Here is a 26,017-nt window from a genome sequence, read left to right as displayed (position 1 = left end):
ACCAGGGCCTTCGTACAAATGCCGATCTCATGTCCTTCGATCCGGAAGAAGGCAATTCCTCCTAACTCGAGCGCCAGGCGCAACTGCGCCTCCGTCGCCCGATGCAGGCTATGGCGATTGCCTTCATAGTCACGGATCGTGCTGCGCGATACGCCGGAACGGTGGGCAAGATCCGTTTGCGTCCAATCGAGGAAGCCGCGGGCTGCCCGGCAGAGCGCTGGTGTCAAAATCATCGCCATCTTACCTTGACGCAGGGTTCGAAGCTGCCCATATTGGGCGATATCTATCATATAGGACATAATACACCGGATTTCTAGGGGTTTTGCCGTCGTGGCAGTCTGGCGTGATCCGGCCAAGCGAAGGAATGACGTTTTGGGATAACTGGCGAGCCTGTTTTTATTCTGGCACTTTTGGCTCTGCCGTTTATCGGAAGTCTTCTTTCCGTATGCCTCTTGCGCACACGGTCGCGGCATGGACCGGCCTGGATCGCCGGGACTGTCACATTTCTGGCGCTGTTGATTTCCGCAAGCTTCTATCCTGCCGTCAAGGACGGCGGCATCGTCCGCTATAGCATAGAATGGCTGCCGCAGCTCGGGCTTGATTTCAGCCTCAGACTGGATGGTTTTGCCTGGCTGTTTTCGCTTGTTATCACCGCGATCGGCTTTCTCGTCATCGTCTATGCCCGCTACTACATGTCGGAAGAGGACCCGGTTCCCCGCTTCTTCTCCTTCCTGCTCGCCTTCATGGGGGCCATGCTTGGCATCGTGCTTTCGGGCAATGTCATTCTGCTCTCGATATTCTGGGAGCTGACCAGCATCTTCTCCTTTCTGCTGATCAGTTATTGGCACAACACCGCCGCCGCCCGCGACGGCGCCCGCATGGCGCTGACGATCACCGGGATTGGTGGGTTCTGCCTGCTGATCGGGCTGATCCTGCTCGGCCATATCGTCGGCAGCTACGATCTGGACAAGATCCTGGCATCGGGCGATATCATCCGTAACCATCCGCTCTATCTGCCTGCGCTGATACTGATCCTGCTCGGCGCGCTGACGAAGAGCGCGCAGTTTCCCTTCCATTTCTGGCTTCCGAACGCAATGGCCGCGCCGACGCCCGTCTCCGCCTATCTGCATTCGGCGACGCTGGTGAAAGCCGGCGTTTTCCTGCTTGCACGCTTCTGGCCGGTTCTCGCCGGTACCAATGAGTGGTTCTACCTCGTCGGGAGCGCCGGCATCATCACGCTGCTGCTCGGCGCCTATTTCGCAATGTTCCAGCAGGATCTCAAAGGGCTGCTCGCCTATTCGACGATCAGCCATCTCGGCCTCATCACCACCTTGCTCAGCCTCGGCAGCCCGCTTGCGACGGTTGCCGCCATCTTTCACATGCTGAACCATGCGACCTTCAAGGCGTCGCTGTTCATGGCGGCCGGCATCATCGATCATGAGACCGGCACGCGCGACATGCGCCGTCTGAGCGGTCTATTCCGCTATATGCCGTTCACCGGTGCGCTTGCCATCGTCGCGAGTGCCGCCATGGCCGGTGTTCCGCTGCTCAATGGTTTCCTGTCGAAGGAAATGTTCTTCGCCGAAGCGATCGAGACCCATGCCGATTCCATCCTCGATCGAATGCTTCCCTATGTGGCGACGCTGGCGAGCGCCTTCAGCGTTGCCTATTCGCTGCGCTTCATTCAGACGGTGTTCTTCGGGCCGGCGCCGACCGATCTGCCGATCGCCAAGCCGCACGAGCCGCCGCGCTGGATGCGCTTCCCGATTGAACTTTTGGTCGTGGTATGCCTGGTCGTCGGCATCGTTCCGGTGCTTTCGGTGGCACCTTTCCTGCAGGCGGCCGTTGTCAGCGTTCTCAACGCCGATACGCCGCAATACAGCCTCTCGCTCTGGCATGGCTTCAATTTGCCGCTTATGATGAGCATCGTCGCATTGGTCGGCGGCACGGTATTCTATTTCATTTTCAAGGATTACTTTTCCCGGTGCGACGATGGTCCGCCCATCTTCCGTCGGCTTAAAGGTCAGCGCATCTTCGAGCGGGTGCTGGTCGAAGTCTCCTGGCATTGGGCGAGAACGGCCGAAAAGCGGATCGGCACGCGCAAGCTGCAGCCGCAGCTTCGCTGGGTCGTCGTGACGGGGTTTGCTGCCGGCCTGCTGCCGCTTTACCTGTCCGGTTTCGAAGCGAAGCATTTTTCCTTTCTGGGTGCCGATCCGATCTTCGCCGCGGTCTGGGCGATCGGCATTTGTCTGGCGATCGGCACCGCCTTCTTTGCCAAATATCATCGGCTTGCTGCCTTGGTGATGATGGGCGGTGTCGGGTTGATCGTCTGCATGACGTTCATCTGGCTGTCGGCACCGGACCTTGCGATTACCCAGCTTCTCGTTGAGATCGTCACGACGGTTCTCATCCTTCTGGGTTTGCGCTGGCTGCCGAAGCGCACGGAAGGAATCGACGATACGGTCGATTTGCGCGCCCGTTTCCGCCGCTTCCGCGACCTGGCACTCGCCGTCATCTGCGGCGTCGGCATGATGTTCATTTCCTACGCCGTCATGACCATGCCCGTGCCGGATGCCATCGCGAATTATTTCCTCGAAAACGCCTATTCGAAAGGTGGCGGGCGCAACGTCGTCAACGTCATCCTGGTTGATTTCCGTGGTTTCGATACGCTGGGCGAAATTGCCGTCCTTGGCGTCGTCGCCTTGACCGTCTATGCGCTGCTGCGTCGTTTCCGACCGGCGCCCGACAGCATGGAAATGCCGGAGCAGCAGCGGATCCAGAACCGTTTCGACGAGGAACGGCCGGAGCGTTCAGCCGGCGATACCGTGCGCGACTATCTGCTGGTGCCCTCCGTCATCATGCAGTGGATGTTCCCCTTCGTGATCGCCCTGTCGGTCTATATCTTCATGCGGGGGCATGATGCGCCAGGGGGCGGCTTCTCGGCCGGCTTGACGCTCTCGATCGCCTTCCTGCTGGAATATCTGGCCGGCGGTACGCGCTGGGCGGAGGATCGCATCCGCATCCTGCCGCTGCGGTGGATGAGCGCCGGGCTTCTGATCGCGACGGTGACGGGTATCGGTGCCTGGTTCTTCGGCTATCCGTTCCTCACCTCGCATTTCCAGTATCTCGACGTGCCGTTGATCGGCAAGGTTCCGGCGGCAAGCGCGCTGCTCTTCGATCTCGGCGTTTTCCTGCTCGTCGTGGGATCCACGGTTCTGATCCTCGTCGCGCTTGCACACCAGTCGATCCGTATCAAACGCTTGCGTGCGCTTGATGCCGACAAGGCAAAGGGGGATTGATGGAACTCATCTTGTCCATTGCGATCGGTGTGATGACTGCTTGCGGCGTCTGGCTGATCCTGCGCCCGCGCACCTACCAGGTCATCATCGGACTGTCTCTGCTCTCCTATGCCGTCAATCTCTTCATCTTCGGCGTCGGCGGCGTGAAGACGAATGTGCCGCCGCTGCTTGGTGACGGCACGGCAACACGCGCCTTGGCCGATCCGGTGCCGCAGGCCCTGGTGCTGACGGCAATCGTTATCGGCTTTGCGACGACGGCCCTGTTCCTGGTCGTGCTGCTTGCCTCGCGCGGTCTCACCGGCACGGATCACGTCGACGGGCGGAGTGACCGGAAATGACAGGTTGGTCGCATCATCTCATCATTGCGCCGATCCTTGTTCCGCTGATTGCGGGCGCACTGCTTGTGTTCATAGACGAGCGTTCGCGCACGCTGAAGGCACTCATCAGCCTAGCGGCAACGCTCCTGCTGGTAGGCATTGCACTTGCACTCTTCCGTGCGGAGGGCGGAGCGCCGGGGCTGGAGCGCGCCTATCTCCTCGGAAACTGGAGCGCGCCCTTCGGTATCGTGCTCGTGCTCGACGGCTTGTCGGCACTCATGCTACTGCTGACATCCATCGTCTCCGTCGCCGCGCTGATATTCTCGCTGGCGCGCTGGCATGCGGTCGGTGCGCATTTCCACACCATGTTCCAGCTGCTGCTGATGGGGGTCAACGGCGCGTTCCTGACCGGCGATCTCTTCAACCTCTTCGTCTTCTTCGAGGTCATGTTGGCGGCGTCCTATGGCCTTCTGCTGCATGGCTCTGGGCCGCTGCGCGTCAAGGCCGGCATGCACTACATAGCCGTCAACCTCGCAGCCGCATTGCTCTTCCTCATCGGCGTCAGCCTGATCTATGGCACGGCGGGAACGCTGAACATGGCGGATCTTGCCATGCGCATCCCGGAAATGTCGGCAGATCGCCGCATGCTGATGCAGGCCGGCGCGGGCGTGCTCGGCATCGCATTCCTCATCAAGGCCGGCATGTGGCCGCTCTGCTTCTGGCTGCCGACAGCCTATAGCGCGGCTTCGGCGCCGGTTGCGGGCATATTCGCGATCCTCAGCAAGCTTGGCATCTACGTCATCCTCCGGCTGACCATGCTGCTGTTCAGCGCCGGCCCCTCCGCGGGCTTCGGCGCGACCGTACTTCTCTATGGCGGGATGGCAACTCTGGTCTTCGGAACGGTCGGTGTACTGGCGTCGCAGGCGCTTGGCCGGCTTGCCGGCTTCTCGGTGCTGGTCTCATCCGGCACGCTGCTGATGGTAATCGGCATCAATGACGGCTCCATCTCGTCCGGCGCTCTGATGTATCTCGTCAGTTCGACGCTGACGATCAGCGCTTTCTTCATGCTGATCGAGGTCGTCGAGCGCGGCCAGGATGCCGGCGCCAGCGTTCTTGCCGTCACGATGGAGGCCTATGGCGATGCCGAGGAGAAGGAACCGGCCGAAGGCGATGGCGTGACCATGCCCGGCACCATGGCGATGCTTGGCATCTGCTTTGCCGCCTGCGGCATTCTGCTCGCCGGCCTTCCGCCTCTTTCCGGCTTCGTCTCCAAGTTCGCCATGCTCTCGGCCATGATGGGAACCGGCGCGATCGGCATTCCGCCAAGTGCCGCCGTCTGGACGTTGATCCTGCTCGTCATTCTCTCCGGCATAGCAGCGCTGATTGCCATGACACGGGCCGGCATACGCACATTCTGGAGTTCGCTGGAGGGCACGGTTCCCCGTGTGCTCGTCATCGAGATAGTCCCGGTCATGGGCCTGCTCGCCTTGACACTCGCATTGACCATTTGGGCGGGCCCCGTCATGCAATATATGGACGCGACCATTCGCGCGCTCAGCGACCCCAATATCTATATCGATGCGGTTCGCAATGCGGTTGTCGCGCCCGTACAAGCGGGAGGTCCGTGATGCTGCCTTATCCGCTCCTGGCGCTGAGCCTGATCCTGATGTGGCTGCTGCTAAACGGCTTCACGCTCGGTCAGCTTATCTTCGGCATCATTGTCGCCGTCTTCGCCTCTTGGGGCATGGCGTCGCTGCGGCCCGAGAAACCGCGGCTACGGAAATGGTATTTGCTGCCCAAGCTCTTCTTCCGGGTCGTTTTCGACGTCTTGAAATCAAATGCTCAGGTGGCCTGGATCATCCTGAGGGGACGCTCGCGCAAGACGACGCCGGGTTTCGTTGTCCTTGAGCTCAGGGTGCGGGATCAGATCCCGCTGGCGCTGCTTGCGGTTATCCTGACCAGCGCGCCGGGATCCGCGTGGCTGGAATATGATTCCAACGACAACACCGTGTTGCTGCATGTCCTCGATCTCGAAAACGAGGTGCAATGGCGCGATATGGTCGCCAATCGCTACGAGAGCCTGCTGATGGAGATATTCGCATGAGCGCCATGATCATCCAGATATCCGTGGCGGCCGCGCAGCTGATGATCGTAGCGGCCATGGCTATCGCTTCCATCCGCATGTTTCGCGGCCCGCGCGCGCAGGATCGCATCATCGCGCTCGACACGCTTTATGTGAATGCGATGCTGTTGTTGTTGACCTTCGGCATAGGCACAGGTCGTGTCGTTTATTTCGAGGCGGCGCTCGTCATCGGCATGCTTGGCTTCGTTGCAACCGTTGCATTGGCGAAATTCCTGATGCGCGGAGAGGTGATCGAATGAGCACGCCGCTTGAAAACATACCTCTGTGGGCCGTTATCCCCGTCGGTGCGCTTCTCATGATCGGCGCTTTCCTGACGCTCATCGGCGCCATCGGCTTTCTGAGGCTTGGAACATTCTACGAGCGCATCCATGCGCCGACATTGGGAACGAGTGGCGGCATCGGTGCAATCATGATCGCGTCGATGATCTTCTTTTCGACCGCAACGCGGACGCTCGTCATTCATGAACTGCTGATCGGTATTTTCATCACGGTGACGACGCCGATCACCTTCATGCTCCTCGCCCGCGCGGCGCTGCATCGCGATCGCGCCGAGCAGAACGGCAACGTTCCGCCCAAGCAACCGCCCGAGGAGACATCGGTCGAAAGGCGTCCGTCGTAACGCTCAACCCATCCGCTCGAGGCTCACAGCCAGCCGAGTGCGGTTGCCGCCCGGATTGCTTCGGCGCGGCGATGACAGCCCAGCTTGCGGAACAGATTTCCGAGGTGAAACTTCACCGTCACCTCGGAGACATTAAGGGTATGAGCAATGCGCTTGTTCGACATGCCGCTCGCGATCAGCTGAATCATCTGGACCTCGCGCTGCGAGAGGCCGCCCTGGAGGGCTTTCGCCTGTGGCGAGTTCACGGAGCTTGCAAAGAGCGAAAGTGCCGTGCGGACCTCGGATGAGGTTTCGATGAAGCTGCGAATGCGCTGGTTCTTGAGAATCGGTGAGAGAAAGATCCGCTCCTCGGAGAGCACGCCGTTGCAGCCAAGGCGCGTTGCGCCTTCAAGCGCCGATAGAAGATGCGCGCGCGTCGCAGCATTGTCGCGACGCTGGTAAGCGGTATAGCTTTGCCATAGCTGCAGGGCGACTTTCTCGCGGTTGGTGACTTTCGGGTTTGCGATCAGCGCGTCGATCTGGCGCGACAGATAAGGCCGCGGCGTCGAGAGGCGCACGCTGTCGCGCAGCCATGCCATGGCATAGGAAATTTCGTCCCTGCGGGTCAGGCGCGTCAGCTCCTCGTTGGCGCTTTCCACCCAGTTGCGGCCGATACGCATTCGGACGGCGGACAGCGTTGCCGCCGCGTCGCTCCAGCGATTGGCATTCTGGTAGGCGACGGCGGTGCGGATCTCCATCATGGCGTGAAACTGCAGGCCCTCGGACAGATGAATCCAGAGTCCGTCGAGAAAGCCGGGCCTGATCACCATCGGAAAATGGTCGGCCAGCACCTGTGATGCATAGTGGAGAGCGAATTGCATCAGGCTCGGCCAGATTTCCGCGGCGGCAAAATCATCGAATTCGTTTTGAACGAATTGGAGAAGATCGCGCGGCTGGCCGGCTTCGTAGGAGATACAGGCTTCGGCGAGCCGCAGCATACGGAATTCAGCCTCTGCTGCGTGCGGCACCTGCTCCAATTTCTGCCGTGCTTCCTGGGCGGCACGACGCGCGAAAAGGGCATCGCCGCTCATCAGTCGAAGCACTGTCTGATGCAGATGGATGAAGAATTCCAGCAGTGGCTGGCCGCCCATATGGCCGAGATAGATCAAGGCGCGGGCCGCGGCGGCTTCCGCCTCGCGGAAATTCCTGCGGCGAATCTCGAATTCCAGCAGCGCGTTGTAGTAGGCGGCCCACTTGCCGTAATCGCCCATCGGATAATCCGCCATGAACTCTCCGAGGCGGGTGATCATGGCGTCCGTCGGCATCAGGTCCTCGGAAATCATGAGGTTGAGCCGGAACGTTCGCGCCGCGAAGGAAAAGCGCGATCCGCGCAGCAGGACCTTCAGCGGATCGAGATAGTCCGAACCCAGATGTTTGCCGACGAGGTGGCGCACGCGTTGCAATTCTCCGAGCTTCAGGAGCGTGCGAGCCATGGCAAAAAGCACGACTTCATTGGTCGCGATCATCTCGTGGGAAAAGCGCATGATGATATCGCGAAAGGTCCCGAGGCTGTTTCGATAGATCAGCTCCAGACCCTGGGCGCGCTCCAGAATCTGCGCCGCATGGGCCTCGTGCCCATGATCGAGGAGCAGCGACATGGCGGCAAGCGCACGCCCCGCCTGCTCGAAAGCGGAGGCTACCTCGATCACGGCGACGGTGGTTTCGAAGGTAGCCAGCCGTTCGCTGACGGCGTCTGTCAGGAGTCTCAGCAGTTCCTGATGTTCGTCCGGCGCCTCGATCAGGCGTGGTGGCAAAAGGCCCGTCCACTCCTCGACGGTGACAGGAGATCGCGTTTCGAGCCAGATGGAAAGCAGCGCAGTCTGTCCCGGCGAAAGGTGGCCGAGGAAATTCTCGCGCAGATAGTCGATGGATAGGCGAGGATCCTTTTGGCGTGTCAGCGGCAGGAAAACCGGCCAGCCGGCATAATCCCTAACCAACCGGTTGGCTTCTTCGGCTGGCAGTTCCACCAATTCCTCAACGGAAAAAGTCAGATCGCCGGCGTCGAGCGTCACCGCACCTCGATGCAGGATGAGCCGCGCCAGCCCGCTGATGCGCTGATCGGGACGGCAGGCGATCACCAGAACCTCGACGGTCTCCATTAGCTGAGCGGAAAGGCGAGCCGATCGAGCGGAAACCGGTACGTCCCATAAGAGCCATCCCTCCCTCACGTCGCTCATGCGCGGTTGCTGCAGGTTGCAAACCTCCTTGCCCATCGCCTTTGCAGCCATGGACAGGACTGTGCTCTTTCCGGCGCCCGCGGGGGCACGCAGGAAGATGACGCCGGCGTGTTCCGTCGCGATGCGATGGCAAAGATGAGGTCGGGCAATCAGTCTGTGCATGCGGGGGTTTGTAAGCGAATATTGAAAAATAACCTATACCATAAGGCCGAAAAACTATACCCTCAGCCAGTTGTTCATCGTCCGCAGATGAGGATTGTTGTTTGTCAGTTGGCTGACGAACAAGGAAACTCCCGTCGATGCAGCAACATCCGTTGGTCGCGATCCTGACGCGGCTTGGCACCTTCGTTCTGGTCATGATCGCGCTTTCCATCATGATTTTTGCGCTGGCGCGCGTCGTGCCGGGAGACCCCGCGCGCATGGCTCTCGGCCCGGCGGCAACGCAGGAGCAGGTCGATGCGCTGCGTGTGCAGATGGGGTTGGACAAGCCGCTTCTGTATCAATACGTCGACTATGTCGGCAAGGCGCTGCAAGGCGATCTGGGCATGTCGCTGGTCTCGCAACGTCCCGTCACGACCGATCTGGAGCAGACGGTGCCCGCCACCGTGGAACTGGTTCTCGTCTCCGTAGTCTTCATGTTCGTGGTGGCCATTCCGCTGGGTGTCATCACCGCACATTTTAGGGATCGTGCGCTGGATCATATCGGCCGCATCCTATCCTTGACCGGCGTAACCATTCCAAGTTTCCTGTTTGCGATCAGTCTGCAATTGCTGGCCGCACGCTGTCTGCCGAACTGGCCGATCATCGGCCGGCTCGATCATTCTCTGAGCTTTCAGCCCGGACCGACCGGATTTCTGTTGATCGACGGCCTGCTGGCTGGACGTCTGGATGTGTTCGTCGATGCACTTCAGCATCTCGTGCTCCCGGCCTTCGCGCTGGCCATGGCCGGCATCGGCCAGATTACCCGCATCACTCGTTCCTCCATGCTGGAGAACCAGCACAAGGATCACGTTCTGACCCTGCAGAGTTTCGGTGTGCCGGAGCGGATCATCATTTTCCGCTACCTTCTCAAGCTGTCGTCGATCGCGCCGTTGACAATCATGGGCCTCGAATTCGCATCGCTGATCGGCAATGCCTTCGTCATCGAGATGGTGTTCGCTTGGGGCGGCTTCGCCTCCTACGGGCTGAACGCCATCCTGCAAAAGGACCTCAATGCCGTGACCGCCGTGGTGCTGGTCGCCGGCCTGTTTTTCATCGTTGCGAACCTCGTGGTGGATGTCCTGATCTCGATGATCGACCCGCGCCAACGCCGCAAGGAGGCACGCTGATGACCGATATGAAGATGCTCGATGTATCCGACCGCGCGCTGAGCACCGGTTACATGATGTGGTATCGATTCAGTCGCAATCCGGCCGCGGTAATCGGCACGCTGATCCTGATTTCGGTCTTCGTGCTGGCTGTGTTCGCACCGTGGCTTACTCCCTATCCGAAACATGTCGGCGCCGTGGTCGATTTCCGCGCTCGGCACGTGTCGCCGGATGCCGCTCATTGGTTCGGAACCGACAAAGTCGGTCGGGATATCTTTTCCCGCACGGTCTTCGGCATGCGCGTTTCGCTGCTTCTGGTCATCGGCGTGCTTGGCATTTCGGTGCCGATCGGCACCGTGCTCGGCCTTATCGCCGGCTACTTCGGCGGTTGGATCGAAAAAATCATAACCGGCCTGACAAATGTGATGCTGGCAATGCCGCCGCTGGTCATGGCGCTTGCCGTGTCGAATCTGCTCGAGCCGAATCTGATGAACGCGATGATCGCCATCACGCTGCTTTGGTGGACCTGGCATGCACGGCTAATCTACTCCGTTTCCAAGTCCATCGCGTCGGAAGATTATATCGAGGCGGCCCGCCTTGCCGGCGCCGGGCCGATGCACATCCTGTTCCGCGAAATCCTGCCGAATTGCGTGGCGGTCATCTCCGTCAAGACAACGCTGGATGCGGCCTTCGTTATCCTGTTCGGCGCCACGCTCAGCTTCCTCGGCTTCGGTGTGAAGCCACCCATTCCGGATCTTGGCTCCATGGTCGCCGACGGTCGCCAGTTCATGCCCGATTACTGGTGGGAGGTCGTGTGCCCCGGTGCTGCGGTCTTCTACGTGACGCTCGGCTTCAATCTCCTGGGCGACGGCTTGCGTGACATGTTTGATGTGGAGAGCTAAGCGATGGGCGAGCCGCTTCTCAAGATCGAGGCTCTGAACGTCTCGTTCACGACCTACGGCCGCACCCGGCAGGTGCTTCGTGACATTTCCCTCACCGTCGCTGCCGGGGAGCGCGTCGCTCTGATTGGCGAGACGGGATCGGGCAAGTCCGTGACGGCAAAGGCAATCATCGGCACCTTGCCGAAGAATGCCGCCATCAACTCCGGCGTCATTTCCGTCGCAGGACGTGACGTTCTGAAAATGCAGCGAAGGGAACGCGAGGCGCTGAAAGGCACGGCCTTTTCCCTGATCATGCAGGACCCGCTCTCATCCTTCAACCCGGTCTTCAAGATCGGCACGCATCTCGATGATGTCATGCGTTTTGCGGACAAGCGTGATGGCATTCGCTCATCGAAGGCCGAGCGGCGGACGCGAATTTCCGCGGTCTTGCGGAGGGTGCAGCTTGCTGACGCTGAGAGAGTGATGAACGCCTATCCGTCCGAGCTTTCGGGCGGCATGCGTCAGCGCGTTCTGATCGGACTTGCACTGTTGCACCAGCCGAAGCTTCTGATCGCCGATGAGCCGGGCACTGCGCTCGACGTGACGACCCAGGATGAGATTCTCAATCTGATCAACCAGTTGGTGATCGAGGAGAACATGGCTCTTCTGATGATCACCCACAATCTCGGTGTCGTGCGCAAGGTGGCGGACCGAGTGGTGGTCATGCATCACGGCGATATCGTCGAGGCGGGACCTTGCCGCGAGATACTCACTGCCCCGCATCAATCCTATACGAAGGCGCTCCTCGACGCCGTGCCGCCGCTTTACGGCGAACGCGTGACCGATCTGTCGCAGAGCGACCGCGCGCCTATCGTCAGGGTCGAGGGCCTGAACAAGATCTATGGCCGGAAGCCAGGCTTCCATGCCGTTCGCGACGTGAACCTGACGTTGCGTCAGGGCGAAATCTTCGGATTGGCCGGCGAGTCCGGCTCGGGCAAGACCTCGGTTGCACGCATCATCATGGACCTGTCACGTCCGACCTCGGGCAGCGTCACCATCGACGCGCCGGCACCAGGGCGTGGCAGACGGCTGACGCAGATCGTCTACCAGAACCCCGGCACGTCGCTCAATCCGAAGCGCAATGTCCAGCAGACTCTTGCCTTGCCCCTGAGATCCATAGGTATGGATGGGCCGGCCCGCGAAGCACGGATGAAGCAACTGATGGATCTCGTGCGGCTGCCGCAATCCTATCTGGCAAAGTATCCGCATGAGCTTTCCGGCGGTCAGAAGCAGCGTGTGGCGATTGCGCGCGCGCTCGCGGCCGAGCCGAAGATCCTGATCCTCGACGAGCCGACTGCGGCGCTCGACGTGTCGGTGCAGAAAACCGTGATCGAGCTGTTGCTGCAGCTGCGCGAGGAACTGGGTCTCACCTATCTGATGATCTCGCATGACCTTTCGCTGATGCGCAATTTTTGCTCGCGCATCGCCATCATGCTGCGCGGCGAGATCGTCGAGGAAGGGCCGACGCCAGAGGTATTCGCCGCCCCCAATCACCCATACACGCGCGCGCTGATCGCGGCGATCCCCGTCGTCACCGACGAGGAGGAACGTCTGAAGCCCGTCGTGACCGAGGAGGAGCGCATGCGCTTCCTCGTCAAAACCACAGACTGATCGAAGAGGAGCCTGACGTGTATCGCGTTGGAATTGACGTCGGCGGCACCAATACGGATGCCGTCGTCCTGGAGGGGAAGACCGTTCTTGCTGGGGTCAAGGCCTCAACGACCGAAGATGTGACTTCGGGCGTGATCGAGGCGCTGGAGAAGGTTATCGATGCCTCGGGCATCGATCGGGCCCGTATTGCCGCCGTCATGATCGGCACGACGCATTTCACTAATGCGGTCATCGAGCGCCGCCACATGGATGAGGTCGCAGCCATCCGCCTGAGCCTGCCGTCGGGCGCCGGTCTGCCGCCGATGGTCGATTGGCCCGACGATCTGCGCGAGATCGTCGGCAATCACGGCTATCAGGTCAAGGGCGGCTACGAGTTCGATGGGCGCGAGCTTTCGCCGCTCGATGAAGACGCCATCGTGCGCATCGCAGGTGAAATCCGTGCAAAGGGTTTAAAGGCCGCCGCCGTGACCTGCGTCTTCAGCGGCATCAACGATGCCATGGAGGTGCGGGCCAAGGAAATCCTGCAGCAGCATTGCCCCGGCCTGCCTGTGGTGATGTCGAAGGACATCGGCCGTCACGGCCTGCTGGCGCGGGAAAGTGCGGCGATCATGAATGCGAGCCTTCTGTCGCTGGCGGATCGCACCGTTGCAGCCTTCGGCAAGGCGCTAGCGGCGGCTGGTATACCATGCCCGTTCTACATCACCCAGAACGACGGCACGCTGATGGCCGCCGATGTCGTGCGTGCCTTTCCGGTGCTGACCTTTGCCTCTGGCCCGACCAATTCCATGCGCGGCGCCGCGTTTCTGACCGGGCTCAAGGACGCCGTCGTCGTCGATGTCGGCGGCACGACTTCGGATGTCGGGGCTCTCTCGCACGGCTTTCCACGCCAGGCTTCCACGACCGTCGACATCGGCGGGGTTCGCACCAATTTCCGCATGCCCGATGTCTTTTCGATCGGCCTCGGCGGCGGTTCGCTCGTCGTCAAGGGTGAAGCGGGCGTTACAATCGGACCGAAGTCGGTCGGCTATCGCGTGCGCAAGGAGGCGCTCTGCTTCGGCGGATCGACATTGACCGCAACCGATATCGCCGTTGCCTCCGGCAAGGCCGACGTCGGTGACTGCGCCTTGGTTGCCAATCTCGACAAGGGTCTGGTCGATGCGGCCGTGGCAAAGATCAACGCCATGCTCGAAGCCTGCGTCGAACGCAGTCGAATTTCCTCGACGCCGGTGCCGGTCATCGCTGTTGGTGGCGGTTCGATCCTGATGCCCGACCGTATCGGCGATCTGGAGGTGATCCTTCCCGAGAATTTTGCCGTCGCAAACGCAGTCGGCGCCGCCATCGCCCAGATCAGCGGCGAAACGGATCGCGTCTTCTCGCTCGTCAATGGCCGCACACGCGAGAGCGTGCTCGCGGAAGCCGAAGCGGAGGCGCGCGAAAAGGCGATCGCAGCCGGCGCTCTCGCGGAAACCCTGGAAGTTATCGAGCGCGAGGATACGCCTCTTGCCTATCTGCCAGGCAACGCCACGCGCATCCATGTCAAGGTCGTCGGTGAAATGGGAGGCCATCATGCCTGAGACGCGCAAGCAGAAATATGATGATGCCGCTCTGCGCCGGCTGACATCAGAGGATCTCGATGCTTTGGAAATCGGGGCGGGCATCCTTGGCACCGGCGGCGGCGGCAATCCCTATCAGGGCAAGCTTCTGGCTCTGGAGGCGATGAAGGCCGGTTACGAGATGAAGGTTCTGGCGACCGACGCCATCGAAGCGGACGCGCTCTGCATGTCGATTGGCGGTATCGGGGCACCGGTCGTCGGCGTCGAGCGCATCCGCGAGGGGCGTGAAGGATTGCGCTGCCTGCGGGCGATGGAAGAGCTGATCCGCACGCCGATCGACGCGATCGTCTGCGAGGAAATCGGCGGCGCAAATGCGATGAACCCGCTTGTGACGGCGGCGCTAGGCGGTCTTCCCATCCTCGATTGCGACGGCATGGGCCGCGCATTCCCCGAAATGCAGATGACGACCTTTTCGATCTATGGTCACAGCTCGACGCCTTCCGTCATGTGCGACCTGCATGGCAATGCGGTGATTTTCAGCCATGCCGTATCGGAAGTCTGGCATGAGCGCATGGCGCGCGCCTGCGTGGTCGCGCAGGGCGGTGCCGCCATGCTGGCGACGGCGCCGATGCAGGCTCACTATGTCCATCAGTACGGTATTCCAAAAAGCTTCACCAAGGCGATCGCGCTGGGCGAAGCGGTGATCCAGGCCCGCAAGGCGCAGGAAGATCCCATTGCCGCCGTCTGCGCACTGGAAGGCGGACGGCGGGTGTTCAACGGCAAGATCACTGATCTCAAACGCCATCTGCGCGGCGGCTTCGTCGTCGGTGACATGGAACTTGCCGGCTTCGATGATTGCAACGGCCAGACGGCGAACGTGGCGATCCAGAACGAATTTCTGGTCTTCCGCCGCGATGGTGTGATCGAGGTCTGCGTGCCGGATCTGATCGTGCTGCTCGATGTCGATACCGGCTATCCGATCACAACCGAAATGCTGCGCTACGGCCAGCGCGTCGCCGTCGTCGCCATTCCCTGCCACGAGCTGCTGCGCAGCGCCCGCGCGCTTGAGGTCGTCGGTCCTGCCGCCTTCGGCTATCCGGACATCACCTATTCGCCGTTGCCGGCTCCGGGCCGGAAGGCAGCCTAACCATAAGCGGGGCAGTTCCCGCATCAAAGAGGAGAACTAGAATGAAGATGGGTTCCAGAAATCTGCGTCTTTCCACGCTTCTGCTTGCGAGCGCCTTGGCGTTGCCGCTAACTTCGGTTGCTGCGTCGGCGGCCGACAAGGTGTCGATTGCCGTCAACACGATGCAGATTTTCAGCTCGCTCGATCCGGCCAAGGTCACAGACTACACAGGCTATATGGCGATCGTGAACATGTATGACGCGCTGACGACCGTCAGCCCTTCGGGCGAGATCGTGCCCCATCTGGCAAAATCCTGGGACATCTCCCAGGATGGGCTGACCTACACTTTCCATATTCGCGATGACGCCAAGTTCCAGGATGGCACGCCCGTCAAGGCTTCCGATTTCGTCTGGTCGATCCGGCGCCTGATCGGTATCAACAAGGGTCCCTCGAACCTCGTCGTTGGCCTTGTGCAGCCCGACAATGTCACCGCGCCTGATGACAAAACCGTCATCGTCAAGCTCGACCGGCAGTTCTCGCCGTTCATGGCCGTGACGCCGCTGATGATGGCGCTGAACGAGAAGTTGATCGAAAGCAATTCCAAGCCGGACGACAAATGGGGCGAAGCCTATGTGGGCGAGCATTCGGCCGGCTCGGGTCCTTACAAGCTGGTCAGCTACAATCGCTCCGCCGATATGGTGATCGCACGTAATCCGGACTATTTCCTCGGCTGGACCAAGGGAACGCCGATCGACGAGGTGCGCTTCGTCCAGACGAGCGACGACGCTACCGTCAAGGCGCTTGCCGAAAAGGGCGAGCTCGGACTTTCCTCGCATGGTCTTGGCAACGACACCTATGAAACCATCGGCAAGATGCCGGGCTACAAGCTGCTCCAGTCGACGACGGCCGGCGGCTTCGTCATCAAGCTGAACAGCAAGGTCTATCCGACCGACGACGTGCATGTGCGCCGGGCAATCGCCTATGCCACCGACTACAAGACCATTCAGGAAGCGATCTATCCGGGCTTCGACATGACCGGCCCGCTCTCGACCGTGTTCAAGGATGCGCACAACGACGATATCCAGCCCGGCGTCTTCGACCTCGAAAAGGCGAAGGAAGAGCTCGCCAAATCCAAATATGCCGGCCAGAAGATCACGCTGGTCAACAGCTATGTCGCCTCGCTCGCTTTCGAATCCGAAGTAGCGCTGCTGATGCAGGCCAATCTCGAACAGATCGGCATCACGCTCGACATCAAGCCCGAGCCCTGGAACCGCATCGTCGAGCTCTCCTCCAAACCCGAGACCACGCCGGCCTCGACACAGGTCAACATCTCGCCCAACTACCCGTCGCCGGATGCGATTTTTTATAATCAGTATCACTCCAAGGCTTCCGGCACGTGGATGTCGATGGAATGGCTGCAGAATCCCGAGGTCGATGCGTTGATCGACAAGGCGAGGTCGACCACCGATATCAAGGAGCAGAGCGCGACCTACAAGGAGCTGCAGGTCAAGCTCGCCGAGCTGCAACCCGACGTATGGGCGGTATCGCCAAACCGGCGCTATGCGGCGAACAAGTGCCTTCAGGGCTATGAGTTCATTCCCATGCAGAGCTGGGATCTGAACTTCTCGAACTTCCATTGGGACTGCAAGGCGAACTGACCTTCGCCTGCACATGACATAGACCCGGCCCCATTTGGGGTCGGGGAGCTATTGCCGAAGGTGAAACATGCTTCAGGAATTTTCCGAAGACAATATCGAGCCGCTCGCAACGGGAGCCTGGATTCTGGGAACCGGCGGCGGTGGCAATCCCTATATCTCGACCCTTAACCTTCGAAGGCTCTATGCCGAGGGGCGTCGCGTGCAGGTGATGGATCCGATGGCGCTCGATGACGACGATATGGTTGCGGTCGTCTCGAAGATGGGCGCGCCGCTGGTTGGGCAGGAGCGTCTCAGCGATCCCGTGCATCTGGCGCGCGCCGTCGAGGTCATGGAGGATTATCTCGGCAAGCCCTTCCGCGCGATCATGAGCGTCGAGATCGGTGGTTCGAATGCGCTCTCCTCTTTTCTCGCCGCCGCGATGCTGGGCCGGCCGGTCGTCAATGCCGATGCGATGGGACGAGCCTATCCCGAGGCGCAGATGACCTCCTTCGCCATTGGCAATCTGCCGATGTATCCGCTTTCCCTCGTCGACGTACGCGACAACGAGGTTATCGTCACGAAGGCCGCATCCTGGAAATGGATGGAGCGAATTTCGCGCAAGGTCTGCACGGAGGTTGGATCGACTGCCGCCACCTGCAAGGCGCCGCGCACCGGTCGCGAGGTGAAGGACTGGGGCATTCATTACACCATAACGAAGGCTACGGAGCTTGGCCGCGCCGTCATCGAGGCGCGTGCCCGTCATGACGACCCCGTGAAGGCAGTTCTCGATCACGAGGGCGGCAAGCAATTGTTTCGCGGCAAGGTGATCGATGTGGCACGCGAAACCACAGGCGGCTTCCTTCGCGGGCGAACCGTGATCGAGGGCATTGACACCGACAAGGGCTCCCGAATGGAGCTCGCTTTCCAGAATGAATGGGCGGTCGCTTTCCGCGATGGCGAGCCGGTGGCAATGACGCCGGATCTCCTTTGCCTGCTCGATACGATTTCCGGCAGCGCCATCGGCACGGAATCCGTGCGTTACGGCCAGCGCGTGACCGTTATTGCGCTGCCCGCACCTCAGCTTTTGACCTCGCCAGCAGGGATCGCTGCGGTCGGTCCTCGCGCCTTCGGTTACGACATTGATTTCAGATCGGTATTCGCATGAAACGCATCGGTATTGACGTTGGCGGCACTAATACGGATGCCGTTCTGATCGACGGTGAGACGATCATCGCTTCCATCAAGGTTCCCACCACGCAGGACGTCATGTCAGGCGTGAAGTCGGCCCTGAGCCACGTCGCCGGCCATGCCGGCGTATCCGGCCGGCCGATCGACGCCGTCATGATCGGCACCACGCATTTTACCAACGCCGTTGTCGAACGGGCGCGACTGGAAAGGGTGGCTGCGATCCGCATTGCACTCCCGACCGGCGCTTCCCTGCCGCCGATGTGCGATTGGCCAGACGACCTGCGTGCGGCAGTCGATCCGCTCGTCTTCATGGTTCATGGCGGTCATGAATATGACGGCAGCCCGCTCGTGCCGATGATCCCCGACGAGATCCGCGATGCCGCGATGCAGGTCCGCGATGCCGGCATCACGTCGATCGCGATATCCGCGACGTTCTCGCCGCTGACCACCGAATGCGAGGTCAAGGCGGCTGAGATCGTTCGGTCGGTGATCCCGGATGCGAGGATCACGCTGTCTCATACCCTCGGTCGGATCGGTCTGCTCGAGCGCGAGAATGTCGCACTTCTCAATGCGGCGTTGCAGTCGCTCGGCAGGACCACGGTGCAGGCGTTTTCGGACGCGCTGCGCGAAGCAGGTGTCGCCGCGCCCTTTTACCTGACGCAGAACGACGGTACGGTGGCGCTAGCGGATGTCGCGGCCACCAATCCGGTTCACAGCTTTGCCTCCGGTCCGACGAATTCGATGCGGGGTGCCGCCTTCCTGACCGGCTTGAGCGACGCCATGGTGGTCGATGTCGGCGGCACCACTTCGGATATCGGCTGCCTCGTCGGCGGCTTTCCGCGCGAGGCCAACAATATCGTCCACATTGGCGGCGTGCGCACCCTGTTCCGTATGCCCGATCTCCTGCCGATCGCCCTTGGCGGCGGAACGATCATCGATCCGGAAACTGGCAAGATCGGCCCGCGTTCGGTCGGCTACCGCATCCTGACGGAGGCTCGCGTCTTTGGTGGCAACACGCTGACGACTTCGGACGTCGCCGTCGCCGCCGGTCTGATCGAGATGGGAGACAGGGATCGCGTTCGCGATCTCGATCCGGCCTTCGTTAAGGCAAGCCTTGAACGAATCCGCGATATGGTGACGGACAGCTTCGACCAGATGAAGACGTCGGCAGAGGACGTACCGCTGATCGCCGTCGGCGGCGGCGCCTTCCTGATCCCGGAAAAGATCGCGGGAGCTTCCGAAGTTCTTCGTGTCGAAAATGCCGGCGTTGCCAATGCGCTCGGCGCCGCGATGGCGCAGGTGTCGGGCGAAGTCGATCAGGTGTTTTCGGGGTTGAGCCGCGACGAAGCCATCGCCAAGGCAGAAGCGGAGGCGCAGGATGCAGCCGTTGCTTCCGGTGCGAGCCGGGAAAGCGTGAAGACGCTCGAAGTCGAGGATATTCCGATCGCCTATCTTCCCGGCGGAGCGCGCCGCGTAAGAGTAAGGGTCATCGGCGATATCGCCTTCAACTGAAATGGCGTGCCCGGTCGGGCTGACCGGGCGTTGTCGAGGAGAGCGGTGTTGGGCATAGAGATTGCGCCGGCGCCGGATCGGAGTGGAAAATGACGAAGATTGCGCTGGCTATTCACGGTGGCTGCGGTGTCATGCCCGAAGACAGCATGACGCCAGAGGAATGGGAGGGCGCGCGCCGCGACCTGGCTGCCGCTTTGCGTGCAGGTTATGCGCGGCTGCAGGCCGGTCACAGCGCGGTCGATGCCGTCGAGGCCGCCGTCGTGGTCATGGAGGACAGCCCGCATTTCAACGCCGGCCATGGCGCAGCGCTCAACGAAAACGGCGTGCACGAGCTCGATGCCTCGATCATGGATGGGACGACGCTGGAGGCGGGCGCCATCAGCGCCTCTCGCGCGATCCGCAACCCGATCAAGGCTGCCCGTGCATTGATGGAGGACGGCCGCGCCGTCTATCTGACCGGCCCGGCTGCCGATCGTTTTGCCGAAGCCAAGGGGCTGCGGATCGAGCCGCAATCCTATTTTACCACACCGAAGCGGGTCGAGGCGCTTGACGCCATGAAGCGCCATGCCGCTGCCGGCACCGAAGGAACCGAGAACGAAAAGCATGGCACGGTCGGGGCGGTGGCGCTCGATGCGGCCGGCCATCTTGCCGCCGCCACCTCGACGGGCGGCTACAACAACAAGCCTGACGGACGCGTCGGTGACAGCCCGGTCATCGGTGCGGGCACCTATGCACGCGACGGCATCTGCGCGGTGTCTGGAACAGGTAAGGGCGAGTTCTTCATCCGCTATGTCGTTGGACACGAGATTGCCTCCCGCATGGCCTATCTGAAGCAGGATATCGCGACCGCGACCGAGGGGTTGATCAACCACGATCTGACGCCGCATCAGATCGGCGCCGGGCTGGTGGCTATAGATGCTCAGGGTATTGCCGTTGCGCCCTACAATACGCCGGGAATGTTTCGTGGCTGGGTGACGCCGGAAGGCAAGGGTTTCGTCGCGACGCATGAGCGGGTCTACGAAATCGAGCTCTAAGGACGCTCCGACTTAGCACCGCGCTGTGGGTTCACGGCATTTGTCGCTCGAGCACATAGCAGCATTGAACGATGCTTTCGCTGCGCGCCCGCGAGAAAAGCTCCCTGCTGCCGACTTGGCGGAAGCCAAGTTTGGTCAGCACCCGTCCAGAGGCCGGGTTATCGGATGCGTGACCGGATTCGAGGCTGGAGAGACCGATTTCGTTAAAGACGAAGCCGATCAGCGCCTGCGCCGCCTCGAAGGCATAGCCCTTTCCCCAGGCTTGCCTTTCCAGCCAATATCCAAGACTTCCCGCGCTGCCGATAATGCCATCGACATCGACGACACCGATCATTCTTTCGGCTTGTTCGATGGCGAAGCGATAGGCGGAACCTTCAGCCCATTCGCGCTCATGGCTGGAAAACCAATCTTCGATATCGTTTTCGTTCGGCGGGTATGAGGCGTTGCTCAACATGCGCGTCACAGCCCAATCGCTCTGAATTTCGGATGCGCGTTTCGTATCGGCGGCCGATGTCGGACGCAGACGGAGGCGTGCTGTCTCTATGGAGGAGCGATGGATCAATCTTGCGGTCATTATATAAGGTGTCTTGCCGAGTGAGAGATAACGACGGGCGGCGTCCGAGGCCACTATCTACGCACGAGGCGATAATGGGAACCGATATCGCGCTATTTTGTCTGGTCTCCATTTTTTAGCGTTAGACAATATATTGCCGCAATGGGCGCGCAAAAGCGCCGCCTCTTGCGGGCCTGGCCTGCAGGAAATATGGGACCGGCCGTGAGAGCGTTCCGTTTACGAGGGGCGAACCCCCTTTCGCGGTCCGGTCCTTCTCCCGTCATTCCATGTCCTCATAGTCCTCGCTTTGGCGAGCAAATCTTGATGGCTAAGATATCGCCCCCTCCCTCGCATGTCCAAGGAAGCCTGACGTCCGGTCAAGGACAGCCTCCATCGCGCGTCTGGCGGCGATACTATCGCCTGCAGCGATTGCCTCTGCGACCGCGGCGTGGTTTTCGAGATTGGCCGCGAATGCACCGACCGTATGCGGGAAAACGGCATCAAGAATGGATTCGATCGCCTGGCGCAGGCTTTGCAGCACCGGATTATGTGTTGCTGCAAGGATCGACATGTGAAAAGCCTTGTCGGCGGTGACGGCTGCGATGGGGTTCTTCTGGTCCCGCTCCATGCGGCGGTAGATGTCGAGGATCGCCTGACGTTCCAGATCGGTTGCCCGCAATGCCGCCAGCGCGGCAGCGCCAGGCTCGATGATCTGCCGAGCCTCGGCAAAAGCCATGAGCTCATCGTGCGAGATCCGTCCGCGCGACAGCCATGCAATCAGTTCGCCATCGAGCCACTGCCATCGCTCCCGCGGCTCCACTCGCGTGCCCGTGCGTTGCCTGACTGTCACGAGACCCTTGGCCGACAATATCTTTGCCGCTTCACGCACGACCGTGCGGCTGACGCCGAATTCCTGCTCCAGTTCGCCTTCCGAGGGGAGATAGGCGCCGGGCAGTATCTGCCCGGATGCGATGCGGATGCCGAGAGCTTCCACGAGGGCCGTCGTCCTGTTCGGCTTTGTCTTCGTCATTCGTCGGTCCTTCGCCTCCATCACCAACGAGACCAATCAGAATGCGGTGTCAAAAGCAAATAGCTTGTTGCTAACAAACATCATATGTTAAAGGTATGATGTTTGTTAGGCGCCGATGAGTGCCGTGGAGGGGAAATGAAGCAGGAACCGGACCCGACGAGCCAGATATACGGCTGGAGGCCGGCCCTTCGGCTTTCTAAACAATAAGGCGAAACGCGATGGCATTCGAACCTGAGAGACTGCACGGTATCCATGCGATCCTCTACGCGCTCTTCGATAAGGAGGAAAAGCTCGATAGGTCGGCGATGAAGCGGCAGACCGAGATTTGCGTGGCGGCAGGCGTGCATGGGCTTGCGGCGCTCGGCCTTGCTACGGAGGTCTCAAAATTGACGGCCGCCGAGCGCCGGACCGTGATGGAATGGCTTGCCGAGGACAATGCCGGTCGCCTGCCGCTCGCCTTCACCATCTTCGGCACTTCGGTTGCCGAGCAGGTCGAGCAGGTGCGGCACGCCGAGGCCGCTGGCGCTGACTGGGTGATCCTCCAGCCGCCACCGGTCGGCACTTTCGGCGCGGGCGAATATATTGGCTTCTTCGGCCGCGTCGCGGATGCGACGAACCTGCCGGTGGCGATCCAGAATGCCCCCGCCTTTCTCGGACGCGGCCTGACGGGACCGGATCTCGCGGCATTGCGCGCTGCCCATCCCAATGTAAAGGTGTTGAAGGCGGAGGGCTCGGCCATCGAGGTCAAGGCGTTGATGGAAGCGATCGGCGAGGGCGTGCCTGTTTTCAACGGTCGAGGTGGGCTGGAATTGCTTGACGGGCTGCGGGCAGGCTGTGCCGGCTACATCCTCGCTCCCGATCTCATCGACTATGCGGTCGACGCATACACCGCCTTTCGCGGCGGGAATGAGGTCCGTGCCGAGGAAATCTATCGTGCCATGCTCCCATCCGCCGTTGCCGTCATGCAGGGGATCGAGCACCTGATGTGCTACGGCAAGCGGCTGTTTGCCGAGCGGGCGGGGCTCACGGTTCGCGATCGCGCGCCTGCCATGCGTTCGACGGCGTTCGGCGAGGAACTTGTCGCCTTGCATGCGAAGAGGCTCGGACCTTTCTGAAGCCGATCCGCTCCTAATTTTCTGATTGCGGCAATTCCAGCTTCTGGACCTCCAGCGCCTCGCGCAGGAGGTTCTTCATCTGCTCGGCAGCGCCCGGACCATCGGCGCCGGCAATGGCTTCATAGACATTCTGGTGACGGCGTATCCAGCGTTCGTCCTCCTTTGCAGTCCGTTGCAGCCCCGCCTTGAACACATGCTTCAGCCCCACTGAGATCAGCGACCCCAATGCCAGATAGAAGGCATTGCCGGTCGCTGCCAAAATGGCGGTGTGAAATGCGAGATCGTGCTCAATCTTTTCGTCCGCGGTCGAGGCGAGGGTCATGCCAAGCAGGGCATGTTTCATTTTCTGCAGCATCTGCGGCGTCGCGCGCGCGGCGGCAAGCTCCGCCGCGGCCGGCTCGAAGGATTGCCTGAGTTCATAGAGATCGATACGTGCCCTCTCGCTGCCGTTTTCGGCGCCGAGCCTCCATGCGAGGACCTGCGGGTCAAGCAGCAGCCATTCCGAGTGATCGGTCACCCTGGTGCCGCTTCTCGGGCGGCTTTCGAGAAGACCCTTGGCCGACAGGATCTTGATGGCTTCCCGGATGACGGTACGCGATGTCCCGAAATGATCGCAGAGCTCCTGCTCCGTTCCGATGGAGGCTCCCGCCGCAAGCGCGCCACCGACGATCCGCTCACCCAGCGCATGCACGATCGCGTCGTGATATCTTTTGTTGGTGCCGAGGCTTGCATCATCGGCGTCCGAAGTCATCCCGGCCATCTGCCTTTCCCGAAAATCGAGACATGTCTAGCGTCTTCAGCCTGTGGTCACAAGCGCTACCGCGCTTGACCGCCACTGTCTATTTGTATAACAAAAAAATAAATTATAATACAAAAGAGGCAATCATGACCAAGGATTCAAAGCGGCGGTCGCAGGCGTGGTTCGGCGGAGTGGACAAGGATGGCTTCATCCATCGCTCGTGGATGAAGAATGGCGGCCTGCCCGATGATGTGTTCGACGGCCGCCCCGTCATCGGCATCTGCAATACGTTTTCCGAATTTACGCCGTGCAACGCGCATTTCCGCGAACTGGTCACGCATATCAAGGCCGGCGTCCTGGAAGCCGGCGGATTGCCGCTTGAATTTCCGGTCTTCTCCTGCGGCGAATCCAATCTGCGGCCGACTGCGATGCTCTTCAGGAACCTCGCTTCCATGGATGTCGAAGAGGCGATCCGCGGCAATCCTATGGACGGCGTCATCCTGATGGCCGGCTGCGACAAGACCACACCGTCGCTGCTGATGGGTGCGGCAAGCTGCGATCTGCCGACGATCGTCATTTCAGGCGGGCCGATGTTGAATGGTAATTTTCGCGGCAAGCCGATTGGCTCCGGCACGGATGTCTGGAAATTCTCCGAGGAAGTAAGGGCAGGCACCATGAGTCGGCAGGAGTTCATGGATGCGGAAAGTGCCATGTCACGCTCGCCCGGCCACTGCATGACAATGGGGACGGCCTCGACCATGGCGTCGATGGTCGAAGCCCTCGGTATTGCCCTGCCGACCAATGCTGCATGGCCTGCCGTCGATGCCCGACGGGCGCGGCTTGCCCGGATGACCGGGCGCCGCGCCGTCGCGATGGTCAAGGAAGATATACGGCTTTCGAAGGTTCTCACGAAGCAGGCGTTCGAAAATGCCATCAAGATCAACGGCGCGATCGGCGGATCGACCAATGCCGTCGTTCATCTGCTCGCCATCGCCGGGCGCATTGGCGTCGACCTGTCACTGGAGGACTGGGACAGGCTCGGGCGCGACGTGCCGACGATCGTCAACCTCATGCCGTCGGGCAAATACCTCATGGAGGATTTCTGTTATGCCGGCGGCATTCCCGCCGTGATGAAGGAAATTTCCGACCTCCTCCATCTCGATGCACTCACCGTATCGGGGGGGAGCGTCGGAGACAATATTGCCGATGTCGTCAACCACAATCCGGACGTCATCCGCAGCCGGCCAAATCCGCTCGTCGACAGCGGGGGAATTGCCGTCCTCAAAGGCAATCTTGCGCCTGATGGGGCGGTGCTCAAACCATCGGCCGCATCGCCGCATCTGATGCGCCATCGCGGCCGCGCCGTCGTCTTCGAGACTATCGAGGATTTCCATGCCAGGATCGACGATCCGAACCTCGATGTCGATGAGAATTCCGTTCTCGTGCTGAAAGGGGCCGGTCCGCGCGGCTATCCCGGCATGGCCGAGGTCGGCAACATGGCTTTGCCAAGCAAACTGCTGGAGAAAGGCGTACGCGACATGGTGCGCGTTTCCGATGGCCGCATGAGCGGCACGGCCTACGGAACCGTGGTGCTGCATGTATCGCCGGAAGCGGCCGCCGGCGGTCCGCTGGCACTCGTCGAGCAAGGGGATTTCATCGCACTCGACGTCGAGGCCCGCACATTGGTTCTCGACGTGCCGGACCATGAGCTTGCACGGCGGCGCGCGGCCTGGAAGGAACCGGTGCCGGAAATGACCTCAGGATACCAAGGCCTTTACGTTCGAACGGTCATGCAGGCCAATACCGGCGCCGACCTAGATTTCCTGGTCGGCGGACGCGGCGCCAAGGTTCCGCGCGAGAGCCACTAACTCATTTCATCCAGAGCGAATATGCCTACGTTCCTAGGCATCGCTATTCTTCATCGGTTACTTCATTTTCGAGGTGCGGAGCAATCTTCTGCTGACTAGGTTTGGTGCGAATAAACGGTCGCGCATATCCAGGCGTTTGTGCAGTCGATCTCCCGATGTTCTTGTATCCCTCGAAACAGGGCGGCGAGCTGATGCGCTTGTGACGCTCT

The 26,017-nt window shown here is 60.9% G+C and carries 21 protein-coding genes and 1 pseudogene; 17 read left to right on the top strand and 5 right to left on the bottom strand.

Annotation, left to right across the window (positions count from 1 at the left end; translation table 11 throughout):
• Positions 1–14: 14 nt before the first annotated feature.
• Positions 15–299 (bottom strand): annotated as a pseudogene (locus tag I8E17_RS25040) (helix-turn-helix domain-containing protein); the annotation flags it as partial.
• Positions 300–377: 78 nt separating this feature from the next.
• Here I8E17_RS25040 and I8E17_RS25035 point away from each other — a divergent pair.
• Genes I8E17_RS25035 through mnhG form a run of 6 tightly spaced genes read left to right on the top strand, consistent with a single transcriptional unit; the run spans position 378 to position 6,378 of the window.
• Positions 378–3,299, top strand: coding sequence for a monovalent cation/H+ antiporter subunit A (locus I8E17_RS25035; protein ID WP_346016510.1), 2,922 nt, complete (start codon positions 378–380; stop codon positions 3,297–3,299).
• A complete protein-coding gene (locus tag I8E17_RS25030) occupies positions 3,299–3,637 on the top strand; it encodes a Na+/H+ antiporter subunit C (RefSeq protein WP_069610048.1) in 339 nt (112 codons plus the stop codon). Before I8E17_RS25035 ends, I8E17_RS25030 begins: the two co-directional genes overlap by 1 nt.
• Entirely contained in the window at positions 3,634–5,244 is a 1,611-nt protein-coding gene (locus tag I8E17_RS25025; RefSeq protein ID WP_069610047.1) for a monovalent cation/H+ antiporter subunit D, read from the top strand. The genes I8E17_RS25030 and I8E17_RS25025 overlap by 4 nt, the downstream gene beginning before the upstream one ends.
• Positions 5,244–5,720 carry a Na+/H+ antiporter subunit E gene (locus I8E17_RS25020; RefSeq protein ID WP_069610046.1) on the top strand — a complete coding sequence of 159 codons (477 nt, stop codon included), beginning with the start codon at positions 5,244–5,246 and terminating at the stop codon, positions 5,718–5,720. Before I8E17_RS25025 ends, I8E17_RS25020 begins: the two co-directional genes overlap by 1 nt.
• Entirely contained in the window at positions 5,717–5,998 is a 282-nt protein-coding gene (locus I8E17_RS25015; protein ID WP_068393522.1) for a K+/H+ antiporter subunit F, read from the top strand. Before I8E17_RS25020 ends, I8E17_RS25015 begins: the two co-directional genes overlap by 4 nt.
• Positions 5,995–6,378: a monovalent cation/H(+) antiporter subunit G gene (mnhG, locus tag I8E17_RS25010; RefSeq protein WP_069610045.1), complete on the top strand. Its 384-nt coding sequence runs from the start codon at positions 5,995–5,997 to the stop codon at positions 6,376–6,378. The genes I8E17_RS25015 and mnhG overlap by 4 nt, the downstream gene beginning before the upstream one ends.
• Before the next feature lie 23 nt (positions 6,379–6,401).
• On the opposite strand, the gene I8E17_RS25005 is transcribed toward mnhG, so the two are convergent.
• Positions 6,402–8,756: a LuxR C-terminal-related transcriptional regulator gene (locus tag I8E17_RS25005; protein WP_069610044.1), complete on the bottom strand. Its 2,355-nt coding sequence runs from the start codon at positions 8,754–8,756 to the stop codon at positions 6,402–6,404.
• 137 nt (positions 8,757–8,893) lie between these two features.
• On the opposite strand from I8E17_RS25005, the gene I8E17_RS25000 reads away from it, so the two are divergent.
• The 9 genes from I8E17_RS25000 to I8E17_RS24960 all read left to right on the top strand — a co-directional run bounded on the left by I8E17_RS25000 (position 8,894) and on the right by I8E17_RS24960 (position 20,503).
• Positions 8,894–9,922, top strand: a complete 1,029-nt coding sequence (locus tag I8E17_RS25000; RefSeq protein WP_069610043.1) for an ABC transporter permease — start codon at positions 8,894–8,896, stop codon at positions 9,920–9,922.
• Entirely contained in the window at positions 9,922–10,803 is an 882-nt protein-coding gene (locus I8E17_RS24995) for an ABC transporter permease (protein WP_069610042.1), read from the top strand. Before I8E17_RS25000 ends, I8E17_RS24995 begins: the two co-directional genes overlap by 1 nt.
• A gap of 3 nt (positions 10,804–10,806) precedes the next feature.
• Positions 10,807–12,453, top strand: a complete 1,647-nt coding sequence (locus tag I8E17_RS24990; RefSeq protein WP_069610041.1) for an ABC transporter ATP-binding protein — start codon at positions 10,807–10,809, stop codon at positions 12,451–12,453.
• Between the two features lie 17 nt (positions 12,454–12,470).
• On the top strand, positions 12,471–14,027 hold the full coding sequence (locus tag I8E17_RS24985) for a hydantoinase/oxoprolinase family protein (protein ID WP_069610040.1): 1,557 nt from the start codon (positions 12,471–12,473) through the stop codon (positions 14,025–14,027).
• Complete coding sequence (locus I8E17_RS24980) at positions 14,020–15,153, top strand: DUF917 domain-containing protein (RefSeq protein ID WP_069610039.1); 1,134 nt, start codon at positions 14,020–14,022, stop codon at positions 15,151–15,153. The genes I8E17_RS24985 and I8E17_RS24980 overlap by 8 nt, the downstream gene beginning before the upstream one ends.
• Positions 15,154–15,194: 41 nt before the next feature.
• Complete coding sequence (locus I8E17_RS24975; RefSeq protein ID WP_069610038.1) at positions 15,195–16,790, top strand: ABC transporter substrate-binding protein; 1,596 nt, start codon at positions 15,195–15,197, stop codon at positions 16,788–16,790.
• 67 nt (positions 16,791–16,857) lie between these two features.
• A complete protein-coding gene (locus I8E17_RS24970) occupies positions 16,858–17,934 on the top strand; it encodes a DUF917 domain-containing protein (RefSeq protein ID WP_069610037.1) in 1,077 nt (358 codons plus the stop codon).
• A complete protein-coding gene (locus I8E17_RS24965; protein ID WP_069610036.1) occupies positions 17,931–19,469 on the top strand; it encodes a hydantoinase/oxoprolinase family protein in 1,539 nt (512 codons plus the stop codon). Before I8E17_RS24970 ends, I8E17_RS24965 begins: the two co-directional genes overlap by 4 nt.
• 89 nt (positions 19,470–19,558) lie before the next feature.
• Positions 19,559–20,503, top strand: coding sequence for an isoaspartyl peptidase/L-asparaginase (locus I8E17_RS24960; protein ID WP_069610035.1), 945 nt, complete (start codon positions 19,559–19,561; stop codon positions 20,501–20,503).
• A gap of 31 nt (positions 20,504–20,534) precedes the next feature.
• Here I8E17_RS24960 and I8E17_RS24955 read toward each other — a convergent pair whose 3' ends face one another.
• Entirely contained in the window at positions 20,535–21,077 is a 543-nt protein-coding gene (locus I8E17_RS24955) for a GNAT family N-acetyltransferase (RefSeq protein ID WP_069610034.1), read from the bottom strand.
• A 307-nt stretch (positions 21,078–21,384) separates the two neighbouring features.
• On the bottom strand, positions 21,385–22,086 hold the full coding sequence (locus I8E17_RS24950; RefSeq protein WP_069610033.1) for an FCD domain-containing protein: 702 nt from the start codon (positions 22,084–22,086) through the stop codon (positions 21,385–21,387).
• 218 nt (positions 22,087–22,304) lie between these two features.
• On the opposite strand from I8E17_RS24950, the gene I8E17_RS24945 reads away from it, so the two are divergent.
• On the top strand, positions 22,305–23,201 hold the full coding sequence (locus tag I8E17_RS24945; RefSeq protein WP_069610032.1) for a dihydrodipicolinate synthase family protein: 897 nt from the start codon (positions 22,305–22,307) through the stop codon (positions 23,199–23,201).
• A gap of 13 nt (positions 23,202–23,214) precedes the next feature.
• On the opposite strand, the gene I8E17_RS24940 is transcribed toward I8E17_RS24945, so the two are convergent.
• Entirely contained in the window at positions 23,215–23,961 is a 747-nt protein-coding gene (locus I8E17_RS24940; protein WP_083258011.1) for a FadR/GntR family transcriptional regulator, read from the bottom strand.
• Between the two features lie 125 nt (positions 23,962–24,086).
• Here I8E17_RS24940 and I8E17_RS24935 point away from each other — a divergent pair, with 125 nt between their 5' ends.
• Entirely contained in the window at positions 24,087–25,808 is a 1,722-nt protein-coding gene (locus I8E17_RS24935) for an IlvD/Edd family dehydratase (RefSeq protein WP_069610431.1), read from the top strand.
• Positions 25,809–26,017: the final 209 nt, after the last annotated feature.

The organism is Rhizobium sp. AB2/73 (assembly GCF_020871915.1).
Classification (GTDB): domain Bacteria; phylum Pseudomonadota; class Alphaproteobacteria; order Rhizobiales; family Rhizobiaceae; genus Rhizobium; species Rhizobium dioscoreae.
Note: the sequence above shows the minus strand (reverse complement) of the source record. Positions and strands in the feature narration are given on the sequence as shown.